Raw genomic sequence first — 12,882 nt, 5'->3', positions numbered from 1 at the left:
CTGCCTTCTGTTGGCGAGTCGCTGCGCGGGACGGCGTGGGCCTGGTCCGATGGTCCCCTGTCCGCCGCACCGCACCCAATGCGCAACCTCAGGCCGCCCAAGGATCCCGATCACGGCCGCTGCTGAACTCCGGCAGCCCTTGGTGGATCTCCACGGTCCATCCGCTGTGATGAATCAGCCGATGGCAGGCGCTGCACAGCAACACCAGGTTGTCCAGGCTGGTCAGCCCTCCCTCAGCCCATTCCACCACATGATGCGCGTGGCACTGCCGAGGTTTCCTTCCACATCCCGGAAACGCGCACCCCTTGTCCCGGATGATCAGTGCTCTCCGTATCGCGTTGGGGATTGTCCGGGACGCGCGTCCGATGTCGAGGACTTCGGACCTGGCTCCCAGCACCACCCGGAAGATTGTGCTGTCGCAGGCGATCCGCCGAACGGAGGCGGCGTTGAGCGGCCCCATGCCTTCCAGATCGGCAGTGCCTCGCTGCTCCTGGAAGTCCTTGAGGGGCATGGTGAGGGCGATGTGCGGCTTCTCCCCGCCCTCCTCGGGCAGGTCCTTGCAGCCGGCCGCCAGTTCGAGGATCTCGACGAGCGCGTCGCCTTGCCGTTGCGGGGTGGTGCGGGTGTCATCGGCCGAGGTCGGCTTGGCCAGGCCGCTGACGAGGGTCTCCAGTAGCGCGGTGCTTTCCAGGTCGAGGAAGCCGTCGATCTTCGCACCGTTGTGGCGTTTGCGGATGTTCAGCTCTCGGGTGGGCTGGGCCAACTCCCGGTCGTCGGGGGCTTTGCCGTCCTGGTCGAGCAGCAGCAGGATCCGGTGGGCGGCGTCCTTGAACTGGCCGAGGTCAAGCGTCGCCACGTGTTCCACCAGCGCTGCCTCAACGCGATCCCGGTCCGGCTCGGGCGCTTCAGCCAGCGTCTTGTCCATGATGACCAGATGCTGCCTGCTGAGCTGCTCTTCCTGCGCCACGTCCCGAACGGCATCGCGTTGGAACAGTTCCGCAAAGCGGACCAGCTCCCGAGCCTCACCTCGGGTGATGTTCCACCCCAGGGCCAGATCCGCCACGATCGCGGCCCGGTCATCCTTGGTGCGGCTGGTGCGGTTCCACCATTCCCGCACGACCTCGATCTGCTCCAGGTAGTCGGCCTTACGTCGCTCCTCCAGCCACTTCCCGCGTTCCCGCAGCCCCCCGTCGCTCAGTCGCCACCTCTCGGTGTCGACCAACATTTCCGGGTTCGCTGACATACCCCCATCTTACCACCCATTCGACACCAATCTCCTTGCCAGACAAGGATTACCCGATCGTGTCCACCCTGAAGATTCCTTCAGGAAAGCGCTTTCCAAGCTAGCAACGCGCCCACCCCCCAAACGGCAAGCAAACAACCAAAGCCACGCCCCTCCCACGTCCCAAGCCCTCTGTAAACCGCACCACCCACCCCCTGCCACCGCGCCACGAACCCCGCCCCCCACCTGACTCGCCGCCCCCACCCCCAAACCGCAAGCAAACAACAAACGCCACCCCCCTCCCACGTCCCAAGCCCTCTGTAAACCGCACCACCCACCCTCCCGCCACCGTGCTACGGACCCCGCCACCCACCCTCCCGCCACCCACCCTCCCGCCACCGCGCTACGGACCCCGCCACCCACCTGACTCGCGGCAACCGGGGCTCAAGTGGCAAGGAGGTGGCAGATGAGGAGGAGGGACCGGATCCGGCGGGCGATGGCCTTGCCGGCAACGGGCAGGGGTGGGCAAGAGTCCCTGGCCACGGTGTAGGCACAGGCGGGCCGAAGTCGGTGGCGTGGGGTCGGGCTGTGGTTCGACGACAACCGAGCCAGTCGAGATCTGGATGGAGTCGGATGGTGAGGAGCGGGGCTCGAATCCGGTGAGCGGAGTTCCTGTCGGCGGCAGATAGGGTGCCCACCCGCACCTGCGGGTGGGCACCAAACGGCAACGTCGCTGCCGTCGGTGATGTTCCGGCTGGCGAGCGGCAGCGAGCGGATTGTGCGCTTGCTGGCCCGTGTCGACCATGTGTTCCCGGTTCAGGGCAACGGCTGGCTTCGGTTGTGCCTGCTCGATTCCCGGGCCACGGCCGAGGACGTCGACGTCGTGGTGGAGCGCATCGTGCGGGTGACCGGAATGCAGGCACGGCACCCTCCACAGTGGAGGGTGCCGTGCATTCTGTCACCGGGTCAGGAGTTCCAGACCTGGAGCTCCGACAGCTGGCCGGCGGGCCAGCCGGTGTTGGCGGTGAAGTTCACCCGCACGTACCGCGTGGTGGCGGCGGTGAAGGTGATGGTGACGGTGTTGTTGCCGGCGGGATCGAAGGTGTAGGCGGCCGATGCCTTGAGGGTGCTGAAGGTGCTGCCGTCGGAGCTGCCCTGCACGGACAGGGTCTGGCTGCGCGAGCCCCACGAGGCGGGCAGCTGGAGGACGACGCGGCTGACGCTCGCGGCGGAGCCGAGATCGACCTGCACCCACTGCGGGAACGCGTTGTTGGCGCTTTCCCAGTAGCTGTCCTGGTTGTTGTCGGTCACGTTGGCGGAGGCGTAGGTCTGGGTGTGGCTGGACTCGCTGGTCGGCTTGCCCGAGGCGAGGTTGGTGTTGCCGCCGCCGGCTCCGGTGCCGGTGAGGGCGACGGTGGTGGGGCTGTTGCTGGCGTTGCTGGTGATCGTGAGGGTGCCGACGCGGGTGCCGGACGCCGTCGGGGTGAAGGCGACGGTGACGGTGCAGGACCCGCCGGCGGCGATCGACGTCCCGCAGGTGTTGGCCTGCGCGAAGTCACCGGACGCGGTGATGCCGGAGATGGTCGCGGCCGTGGCGCCGGTGTTGGTCACCGTCACCGACTGGGCCGGGCTGGTGGTGTTGACCGCCTGGCTGGCGAAGGTCAGCGAGGAGGGCGCGACCGACAGGGTGGTTCCGGTGCCGCCGCTGCCGCTGGGGAAGACCTCGAAGTCCGAGAGCTGCCCGGCCGGCCAGCCGGTGTTGGCGGTGATGTTCACCCGCACGTACCGCGCGGTGGCGGCCGGGAAGGTGATGGTGACGGTGTTGTTGTTGGCGGTCGGGTCGAAGGTGTAGCCGGCCGAGCCGACGATGGTGCCGAAGGTGGAGCCGTCGGTCGACCCCTGCACGGACAGGGTCTGCGTGCGGGCGCCCCACGCGGTCGACGGCGGCAGCTTGAGGACCACCTTGCCGACGCTGTAGCTCGACCCGAGGTCGACCTGGGCCCACTGGGGGAACGCGCCGTTCGCGCTCTCCCAGTACGTGGAGGCGTCCGCGTCGGTGAGGTTGGCCGCGCCGAACGTGCCGTTGGTCGAGCTCGCGGACGCCGGCCGGCCGGCGGCGATGTTGGTGGTGCTGTCGATGCCGGTGCCGGACAGGGCGATGGAGGTGGGACTGTTGTTGGCGTTGCTGGTGATCGTGACCGCGCCGTTGCGCGCGCCGCCGGTGGTGGGCTTGAACGAGACCGTCACGGCGCAGGAGCCGCCGACCGCGATCGTGCCGCAGTTGTTGGTCTGGCTGTAGTCCCCGGTCACCGAGACGGCGGACACGGTCGCCGCCGTGGTGCCGCTGTTGGTCACGGTCACGGTTTGCGCGGTCGCCGTCGAGCCGACAACCGTGCCGGGGAAGGACAGGCTCGCAGGGTTGGCGCCGAGCACCGGTCCGGGGGCGGTGCCTGTGCCCGAGAGGCTGACGGTGTTGGTGACGCCGCCGGCATTGACGGTCAGGGTCCCGGCGCGGCTGCCGGCCGCCGTCGGCTTGAAGGTGACGCTGACCGAGCACGATCCGTTGGCCGGGATGGACGACCCGCAGGTGTTGGTCTGCGCGAAGTCACCGTTGATCGAGATGCCGGAGACCGATGCGGCCGCGCCGGTCGGGTTGGAGACCGTGACGGTCTGCGGGGCGCTGGTCGCGCCGGTCGCCACCGCCCCGAAGTTCAGGGCGCTCGGCGCGGTCGTGACGCCCTCGGGCGGGTACGGCGGGTAGACCGGCGCCGGGAAGGCCCCGCACTGGGTCGGGGTGAAGCCGGAGTTGCCGCCGTTGTCGGTGATCGTGAAGTTGCCGCCCTCGCAGCTGTAGCTGGGCGGGTTCTGCGCGATGCCGGTGGCCACGACGTTGGTCGCGGACATGGAGCCGCCGGTCTGCTCCTGGAAGGCGAAGGTGCCGGCGCCGGAAATGGTGACGTTGTTGAGGTTGACGCCGCTGACCGTGCCCTCGACCCACTGGATCGCCTCGAACGGGCTCTGCTGGATCAGCGCGTTGGTCACGTTGATCGGGCCGGTGATCGCGCCCTGGCTGCCGTCGAACCACAGCGAGCCGACCCCGAACTGCCAGTTGGGGTCGAGACTTCCGTTGCGGATCAACGTGTTGTTGGCGATGGTGGTGGTGCCGACCGGCGTGGAGGTGAAGCGCTGGCCGACGTGGATGCCGCCGCCCTGGCTGATGCCGCTGTCCTTGACCAGGTTGCCGCTGACGGTGTTGTCGTGGCCGCCGTAGATCGCGATGCCGTTGGCCAGGATCTGCAACTGCACGGTGTTGTTGGTGAACGAGTCGTTGGCGTCCGCGCCGATGGCGGCGTCGGCCCAGGTGGCCAGGCCGTCGTCGCCGGTGTTGCGCAAGTCGCTGTTGGTGACCGACGAGTTCGTGACGCCGCCGTGGAAGTTGACGCCGTCGGCCGTGGTGTCGCGGATGCGCATGCCGCTGAACGTCAGGCCGGTCATCGGGCCGTCCATCCACGCGCCGACCTTCATGTGGTCGATCCACAGGTTGCTGACGGTGGAGTTGCTCATCGCGCCGCCGATGCCGTTGACCTGGCAGCTGTCGCAGCGCTCCTGGACGTCGCCGAAGATGGCGAAGTTCTGCAGGTGCACGCCGGTGCTCGCGGAGGGCGCGGAGTTGCCGTAGAAGCCGGGCGCGGTTCCGGTGACCGTCGAGTACCACATGCCGGCGCCGGCGATCGTGACGTTGTTGACGGCGATGTGGCCGGGGATCTTGAAGGTGCCCGGCGGAATCCACACCGTGCCGCCGGCGCCGGCGGCGCTGATCGCGGCGTTGAAGGCGGCGGTGGCGTCGGCCCCGCCGGTGGAGTCCGCGCCCTGGCTGGTCACCGAGACCGAGCCGGCCGGCTGGGACGGGGCCGGCCCGACCTGCTCGAAGTCGGCGAAGTCGATCGTGTAGGAGGACGCGGTGTCCCCGGCGTCGACCTGGAGGGTGAAGGTGGTGCCGGCCGGGTAGGTGGTGGTGAACAGCCGGTGGGCCTCGTCGTAGAAGTGGTGCGGGTTGCTGCCCGGGGTGTTGGTGAACGGGTAGCTGCCGTAGTACCAGCTGTAGGCGTTGGTCAGGGTGAAGTCGGCCTGCTTGGCCCCGTTGACGTACAGCGACAGCGGCGCGGTGTAGACCGAGCCGCCGCCGGTGTCCGGGATGCTGTAACGGAAGTTGATGGTGTTGGTGGCGACCGGCGTGGTGAAGGTGACGTTCTTGCCGGTGCCTTGCAGGGTCACGGCCTTGCGGTAGGACGCCTCGTCGGCCAGTTGCCCCTGGGTGTAGCTGGGGCCGATCACGGTGCCGTTGGTGGCGGAGTTCTCCGCCTGCACCTCGACGTAGGGCAGGGTGGCGCCGCCGCCTCCGGTGGCGGCGATCGCGGACGGGGCGGTCACGGTGGCGACGCCGGCGGCGATCAGGGCGGCGCCCGTCGCGATGGCCATTGTGCGGCGCAGACGTGTGATGAGTCGGACCATGGTGCGCTCACTCTCGGCAGGGATGGCTGGACAACGGCGTCGACAGCTCGACCTGAGCGGCTGATACGGCGGAACTCCGAGCAGGGACAGGTGTTCTGGACCGTAATCCCGACGACATGATCGCGCAATATGTCGAGCATTCACACGTAAGTGGTTACAAGTGAATGCAAGAAATTGACACTACGTAAATCGGATCAGCCGGTCACGAGGGGTGTCGACCGGGGGCGCGGCTCGGGTCACCCGTCCGCCGCGGACCCGGTCCGACTCGATCTCGGTGCGGTCGGCGCCGGCCGCGGTGACCGACCACAGTGGACTGATCGACGCCGGCTCGACAACGCGCGGCCACCCATGCGAGCTGGCCGCGTTCATCGACCATGTCGGGTCCAAGGGCCGGTTCCGCACCGAGCACAGCGGCCGGACACAGCGGGACCGCCTCGGCCTGGCCCGGCCGAGCGGGCGCTAGGGCTCCGGGGGAAGTCGGCATTCCCACATAGAGTCGGTTGCCGCGGTCCACAGTGGCATCATCGAAGCGTTCACCGTTTCCCAGCCCTGGAAGGCAGCATGAGCACCTCGACCGCCACCGATCGCGTCCGTGCCGCCTATCGCCGGCTCGGGGAGACCGACCGGCCGGAAGCGTGGATCACGCTCCGTCCGGAGGAGGATGTGCTGGCAGAGGCCAAAAGCCTCGACGAACGGGTGGCCGGCGGGGAGCGGTTGCCGCTGGCCGGGTCGGTGTTCGCGGTGAAGGACAACATCGACGTGGCGGGACTGCCCACCACGGCGGCCTGTCCGTCCTACGCCTACCAGCCGAGTCGGCACGCCCCGGCGGTGGCGCGGTTGCTGGCGGTGGGGGCGTTGTGTCTGGGGAAGACCAACCTGGACCAGTTCGCGACGGGGCTGGTCGGCACGCGCAGCCCGTACGGCGCGGTGCGGCACGCGGAGCTGGCGGACCGGATCTCCGGCGGGTCGAGTTCGGGGTCGGCCGTGGTGGTGGCGCTGGACATCGTCGATTTCGCGCTGGGCACGGACACCGCCGGTTCCGGGCGGGTTCCGGCCGCGCTGCACGGCATCGTCGGGTTGAAGCCGACTCGGGGGCTGGTGCCGACCGCCGGGGTGGTGCCGGCGGCCCGTCCTTATGACTGCGTCACGGTTTTCGCTCGCACGCTGGGTTCGGGGTTGCCGGCGCTGGCCGTGATGACCGGGCCCGAGGCCGGGGATTCCGGCAGTCGGGACTGGCCGGCGGATGCGCGGTTCGGGGCGTCGCCGGCGGTGCGGGTGGCGGTGCCGGATGAGGCCGGGTTGGCTCCGCTGTCGACGGCCGCGCGGGTTGCCTTTGCTGACGCGGTGGAGCGGCTGCGGTCCGAGGGGGCGGTCATCACGGTCATCGACATCGCGCCGCTGTTGGAAGCGGCGAGTCTGCTCTACGACGGCGCCCTGGTGGCGGAGCGGTACGCGGCGGTCGGGGCGTTCCTCGACACTGAGCCCGTCGACGCGAATCCGGTGGTGGCGGGGATCATCCGGGCCGCGCGGGACATTCCGGCGCACCGGCTGGCCGCCGATCTCGAACGCCTGGACGGCTATCGGGCCGGGGCGCGGGCGGTGTTCGCGGCGCACGACGCGTTGCTGCTGCCGACCACGGTCGGGCATCCGACGCTGGCCGAGGTGGCGGCCGATCCGGTCGGCGTGAACTCGCGGCTGGGGACGTACACCAACTTCGTGAACCTGCTGGATCTGGCGGCGGTGGCGGTGCCGGCCGGGGACGCGGACGGCGGGCCGTTCGGGGTCAGCGTCATCACGCGGGCGTTCGACGACCAGGTCGGGATCGACGTTGCCGCGCTGCTGACCGGTGAGCCGGTGGATGACGTGTATCCGGGCGGCGGCGTTGATCTGGTGGTGTTCGGGGCGCATCTGCGGGGGCAGCCGCTCACTAGCCAGCTGACCGAGTTGGGCGGGCGTTTTGCCGGCGAGGTCAGGACTTCTCCGGAGTATCGGATGGTCGCGTTGCCGACCGAGCCGGCGAAGCCCGGGGTGGTGCGGGACTCCGCCGGCGGGGCGTCGTTGGCGGGGGAGCGGTGGACGTTGTCGGCGGCCGGGCTCGGCCGGTTCCTGGCGGGGCTGCCGGCGCCGATGGCGTTGGGGCGGATCGTGCTGGCGGACGGGGAACAGGTCCTGGGCTTCCACTGCGATCCGGAGACGGCCGCTGGCGGGGTGGACATCACCCGGTACGGGTCGTGGATGGCGTATCTGGGCGATCGTTAGGTAGGGGACCGGGCTGGCGAAGGCGTCACTGCCTTCGCCAGCGGTCCCGCTCAGCGGTGAACGCGGCTTCGCGGGCCGTGCGGAAGCGGCTGATCTCCTCGCCGTGATCCCGTTCCAGGTCGGCGATCTCGGACAGGCCGAACCGGGCCGGGCGAGTGTCCAATGTGGATCGTCCGGCGAGGATGTCGGCGCGGAGGTCGGCCAGCTCGTCGACGCCGACCGGACGGAAGCGCAGCCGGTCGAACTGGCGCAGCAGCCACGGTCGCTCATCGGAGCCGGGGACGTGCCGCCATACCGGGACAGTGCGGCCGACCAGCTGGTAGCCGCCGGGGCCCTCCATGCCGTAGACGCAGAGGTAGACGCCGCCGATGCCGACGGCGTTCTGCGGGGTCCAGGTGCGAGCCGGGTCGTACTTGGTCGTGACGAGGCGGTGGCGGGGATCGATGGGGATGGCCACCGGCGCGCCGAGGTAGACGTCGCCGAGGCCGACCACCAGGTAGGTCGCCGCCCGCACGATGTCGAAGACGTCGGCTCGTTCGTCGAGGGCGTTGACACGGCGGATGAACTCGACGTTGTCGGGGCACCAGGGCGCGTCCGGGCGGACCGATCGGGCGTAGCGGGCCATCGCCTCGTGGGCCGCGGGATGGTCGAACGCGATCGGCAGGGTCACTTCCCGCACGTCGAGGGTGACGGTCGTCGGGTCGGGGACGTCCGCGGCCAGCTCGTGCAGCGTCTGCGCCAGGTGCGGCAGGGGACAGGCGCTCGGGTCGACCCGGACCAGCAGCGACCGCACGCCCTCGACGATCTCCCGGACACCGGCGACCGCCGCCCCGCGGAGGGCGTTGGCCAGCAGGTGCACCCACATCCGCACGTCGAGGTCGAGCGCCGGGGGACCGGCCTCCAGCAGCACATGGTGATCACCGGCCCGGCGGACCACGATCGCCGGGGCATGGGCGGTGGCCGCGCGGGACAGCAGCAGGCCGTGGTCCCGGAGCAGCTCGGGCCGGATGCTGGGCGTGGCCGGGCGTGGGGTGGGGACGCGGGCCAGGGAGCGTTCGAACGCCTCGGAGATGGCGGCGGTGGGGTCGGTGAGGAGGGTGTCGCGGGCGGAGTTGACGGCGTCGGCCTCGTCGGGGGACACCAGGACGAGGCGCACGGAGTCGCCGGGGCGGGCCTGGGCGAACACCCAGCGGTCGGCGCGGATGACGGTGAACGGCACGACGAAGCCGCCGAGACTGGGGCCGTCGGGACCGACGACGACGGGAGTGTCGCCGGACAGCATGATGCCGCCGATGGGATAGGCGCTGTCGTGGATGTTGGACGGGTGCAGGCCGGCCTCGCCGCCGTCGGACCGGGCCCACTGGGGGCGCGGGCCGACGAGACGGACGCCGGTGCGGTCGGCGCGGTGGTCGACGGTCCAGGTGGCGGCCAGCAGGTCCGAAGCGCCGGCGGGGGTGAGGTGCTCGGGGGCGCCGTGGGGGCCGGCCAGCACGCGGACAGTCCACATCGGACTCAAGGATGGCAGCACGGAGGCGACGTCCACGGGGGCGCTGAGGTTTTCCTCGCGGCCCAAGGTAAGGGCGTCGCCCGGTTCCAGGGCTCGGCCGTCCAGCCCGCCGAACTTGCCGAGCAGGAAGGTCGCGCGGCTGCCGAAAACCGGGGGCACGGCGATGCCGCCGCCGACGGCGAGATAGGACCGGAAACCGGGCCCTCCGCACGGGCCGAGGTCGACGACCGAGCCGGGGGCGACGACCGTGACCATGCCCGCGGCCAGGGGACGACCGTCCACTGTGGCCTGATGGGCCGCGCCGGTGACGCAGATGGTGGCCCGCCGGTCGAAACGCACCACGGGGCCGGTCGCCACGGCCTCCAGGCCGGCGGCCCACGGCGCATTGCCCACCGCGACATTGGCCAGGCCGAAGGAGAAGTCGTCCCATGCGCCGGACGGCGGCACGCCGACGTCCCACATGCCGCCACGGCCGGCAAGATCCTGCACGGTGGTCTGCGTGCCGGCCGAGAGCACCGTCAGGGTGGTAGCTCGCAAGACAGCGGTCACGGGGACCACCAGCCCAGGAGCCGCACGGGTGTGGGGTTCCAGCCGTTGCAGGGGTTGTTGATTTGCGGGCAGTTGCTGATCAGCACCAGCAGGTCGCGTTCGGCGCGGATCTGGACGTGTTTGCCGGGCGCGGAGACGCCGTCGGCGAAGGTGAGGCCGCCGGCGGCGGTGAGCGGCACGTTCATGAAGAAATTGATGTTGTGGCCGAGGTGGCGGGCGTCGATGCCGGCGGCGGCGCCGTAGCGGAGAAAGGTTTCGCGGCAGGCGTGTTGGTGGCGGGTGTGCTCGCCGTAACGGACCACATTGGACTCCTGCGCGCACGCGCCGCCGACGGTGTCGTGCCGGCCGCAGGTGTCGTCGGTGATCGTGGCCAGCAGGTCCAGACGGGTCGAGAGCAGGCGCGAGCCGGTGGTGAGGTAGACCGCGCCCTGTTCGCGGATGGTGTCGAAGGCGCTGTACCGGTTGTCGATGTCGGCGGCGTCGTAGAACAGCGTGTCCACGGCCTGGTTGCCGTGCAGGTCGACGATGCGGAACGTGCCGCCGGCCGGGATGGCGCCGAGGAAACCGTCGCCCGCGTCGACAACCGTGTCCAGCACGGGATTCTCGGTCACGCCAGCACCTCCTTGGCCAGCAGCAGGGCCCGTTCGCTCTCGGCCCGAAACGCCCACGACGGGTCGTCCGGTCCGGCCGGTGGGATGGACAGCACCTCGACCCGCACCGGTTGCGGATTCCATCGGGGATCCAGCGGGTGGGGCGCCGTCGACAGCACCGCCAACACGTCGATCTCGGCCCGCAGCGCCACCCAGTCGTTGGCCAGAGCGTGATCGGGTTCGAAACTCAAAGATCCGGCCGCGTCATCGGAAGTGGCAGCCTTGGCGAAGAAGTTGACGCACCCGTGCAGGTCCGCCGTGTCCCGGCCGTGCTTGCGCAGCTCGGACAGCAGGCCGGTACGGGCGGACCGACGCCAGTTGTTGCCGTCCTGCTGGTAGCTGGACGGACCCACGTGGGCATCGGTCGAGTGGCCGCACAACGCGTCGTGCCACGCCAGCGATGACCCGGTGACCGAACACAGGGCCAGGCCACGGTCGGACATCAGCACCATCGGCGGCCGGATCACCGCCGACATCTGCGCCTTCAACGTGTCCGGCACGTTCAGTCGATCGACCGGGTGGTGCGCGGCGAACAGCAGCGTCGAGCAGTTGGCCCCGGGCCCGAGGGCGGTGAGCCGGAGTTCACGGCCGGCGCGCACCAGCACCGACCACGCGGCGCCGGCCGGGATCTCATGGGAGACAAGCACATCGCTCATTCGGCGACGTCCAGGGCCAGCACCGGCAGAGCCAGCCGACGGGTCCGGGTCAGGTAGGCCAAGGCGCCGACGGCGAGGGCGCCGATCAGGAACAGCGGCGCGAACCACAGGAGATAGAGGTGCCCGCCGGTCGGATCGAACACCTCGTCCCGGGGCCAGCCGAGGTTGATGGCCATCAGCGCGCCCCACGCGACCGCGAGCACGTTGACCACCACGCCCCACCGGCCCAGGCTGAACTCGCCCGGTCGAGACGGCAGGCCGCCGCGCAGCCGACGGACCAGCATCGGCAGCGTCACCATGAGATAGGCCAAGTACAGCAACATGATGCAGACGCTGGCGATCGTGGTGAACAGGGCCGGATTGCCGACGTTCACCAGCAGCAGCGCCGCCGCCAGCACCCCGACGAGGACCGACGCCCGGACCGGCGTGCCGGTGCGCGGGTTGACGGTGGCCAGGCCGGCGGAGAACGGCAGCACGCCGTCCCTCGACATGGAGAACACCATGCGGGTGGCGGCGGTCTGAATGGCCAGCGTGCACACGGAAACCGCGATGGCGACGTCGATCAGGAACACCGAGCCCAGCGTCTCGCCGAGCCGGTCGGTCAGCACGAACGGCAAGCCACGGGCCGGATCGCCGAGGCTGCCGTCGGTCACGCTGCCGGCCGCCATGAGCGTGGCCAGCAACATCAGCGCGCCGCCGAGACCGGACACCAGCACCGCCCGGATGATCGTGCGCGGGGTGGTGCGGCGCGGATCCCGGGTCTCCTCGGACAGTTCACCGGCGCTGTCGAACCCGACCAGCACGTACGCCGCCATCAACCCCGACACCGCGAACGACCACAGGTAGCTGTGCCCGGCGGTGCCCTGGGCCTGGAACACGACCTGGGGGCCGCGTTCGGCGTGGGAGAACAGCGCGACACACAGCAGCGCCACGCCGACCAGCTCGCACGTCACCCCGACACTGTTGATCACCGACATCAGCCGCACACCGGTCGCCGTCACCGCCGTGGTGACACATAACAGAAGCACGCCGAGCACGACGGCGTTGGCGGCGCCGGTCGGGCTGGTCAGCGAGCTGTCGCCGGGCACCAGCTGGAATCCCGACCACACCGGCGGCAGCACCACCTGCAACGCGATCGCCGCGCCGGCCAGCGTCACCACCTGGGCCACCATCATCAGCCATCCGGCGGTCCAGCCCCAGATCCGGCCGCCCAGCCGGGTGGCCCACTGGTAGATCGCGCCCGAGATCGGGTAGCGGGCGGCCAGCTCGGCGAAGCACAGCGCGACCAGCAACTGTCCGATCAGGACGATCGGCCAGGTCCAGAAGAACGCCGGGCCGCCGAAGCCGAAGCCGAAGAAGAACAGCTGGAACACGGTGGTCAGGATGGAGACGAAGGAGAAGCCGGCGGCGAACGAGCCGTAGCCGCCGATCTTGCGGCGCAGTTGTTGGCCGTAGCCGAAGGTGGACAGGTCCCCGGCGTCCGCGGCGGACTCGGGCTCCACGTCGATGGGTGTCACGCTCACGACA

Annotated in this window: 8 protein-coding genes; 2 read left to right on the top strand and 6 right to left on the bottom strand. The window is 70.2% G+C overall.

Going from position 1 to position 12,882, the window contains the following annotated elements:
• Window positions 1–88 precede the first annotated feature (88 nt).
• Window positions 89–1,243, bottom strand: coding sequence for a DUF222 domain-containing protein (locus tag ACIG5F_RS42505; RefSeq protein WP_396525911.1), 1,155 nt, complete (start codon window positions 1,241–1,243; stop codon window positions 89–91).
• 945 nt (window positions 1,244–2,188) lie between these two features.
• The gene (locus ACIG5F_RS42500) at window positions 2,189–5,734 is read right to left on the bottom strand and encodes a choice-of-anchor D domain-containing protein (RefSeq protein WP_396525910.1); all 3,546 of its coding nucleotides are present in this window, start codon (window positions 5,732–5,734) and stop codon (window positions 2,189–2,191) included.
• 211 nt (window positions 5,735–5,945) lie between these two features.
• On the opposite strand from ACIG5F_RS42500, the gene ACIG5F_RS42495 reads away from it, so the two are divergent.
• Window positions 5,946–6,197 carry a hypothetical protein gene (locus tag ACIG5F_RS42495; RefSeq protein ID WP_396525909.1) on the top strand — a complete coding sequence of 84 codons (252 nt, stop codon included), beginning with the start codon at window positions 5,946–5,948 and terminating at the stop codon, window positions 6,195–6,197.
• 98 nt (window positions 6,198–6,295) lie between these two features.
• The gene (gene atzF, locus ACIG5F_RS42490) at window positions 6,296–7,993 is read left to right on the top strand and encodes an allophanate hydrolase (protein ID WP_396525908.1); all 1,698 of its coding nucleotides are present in this window, start codon (window positions 6,296–6,298) and stop codon (window positions 7,991–7,993) included.
• A 25-nt stretch (window positions 7,994–8,018) separates the two neighbouring features.
• On the opposite strand, the gene ACIG5F_RS42485 is transcribed toward atzF, so the two are convergent.
• Genes ACIG5F_RS42485 through ACIG5F_RS42470 form a run of 4 tightly spaced genes read right to left on the bottom strand, consistent with a single transcriptional unit; the run spans window position 8,019 to window position 12,878 of the window.
• Window positions 8,019–10,049, bottom strand: a complete 2,031-nt coding sequence (locus ACIG5F_RS42485; RefSeq protein WP_396525907.1) for a 5-oxoprolinase/urea amidolyase family protein — start codon at window positions 10,047–10,049, stop codon at window positions 8,019–8,021.
• Window positions 10,046–10,660, bottom strand: coding sequence for an urea amidolyase associated protein UAAP2 (locus ACIG5F_RS42480; protein WP_396525906.1), 615 nt, complete (start codon window positions 10,658–10,660; stop codon window positions 10,046–10,048). The genes ACIG5F_RS42485 and ACIG5F_RS42480 overlap by 4 nt, the downstream gene beginning before the upstream one ends.
• Window positions 10,657–11,355, bottom strand: a complete 699-nt coding sequence (locus ACIG5F_RS42475) for a DUF1989 domain-containing protein (RefSeq protein WP_396525905.1) — start codon at window positions 11,353–11,355, stop codon at window positions 10,657–10,659. Before ACIG5F_RS42475 ends, ACIG5F_RS42480 begins: the two co-directional genes overlap by 4 nt.
• Window positions 11,352–12,878: an amino acid permease gene (locus ACIG5F_RS42470; RefSeq protein ID WP_396525904.1), complete on the bottom strand. Its 1,527-nt coding sequence runs from the start codon at window positions 12,876–12,878 to the stop codon at window positions 11,352–11,354. The genes ACIG5F_RS42475 and ACIG5F_RS42470 overlap by 4 nt, the downstream gene beginning before the upstream one ends.
• Between the last annotated feature and the right edge of the window lie 4 nt (window positions 12,879–12,882).

Source organism: Kutzneria sp. NPDC052558, assembly GCF_044547355.1.
GTDB lineage: Bacteria > Actinomycetota > Actinomycetes > Mycobacteriales > Pseudonocardiaceae > Kutzneria.
The sequence above is the reverse complement of the archived record's forward strand: the minus strand, read 5'-3'. Positions and strand labels throughout refer to the sequence as shown.

Coding starts and splice junctions, on each gene's coding strand:
- ACIG5F_RS42475 (WP_396525905.1), bottom strand. CDS start 11,355: ATGAGCGATGTGCTTGTCTCCCATGAGATCCCGGCCGGCGCCGCGTGG.
- ACIG5F_RS42505 (WP_396525911.1), bottom strand. CDS start 1,243: ATGTCAGCGAACCCGGAAATGTTGGTCGACACCGAGAGGTGGCGACTG.
- atzF (WP_396525908.1), top strand. CDS start 6,296: ATGAGCACCTCGACCGCCACCGATCGCGTCCGTGCCGCCTATCGCCGG.
- ACIG5F_RS42500 (WP_396525910.1), bottom strand. CDS start 5,734: ATGGTCCGACTCATCACACGTCTGCGCCGCACAATGGCCATCGCGACG.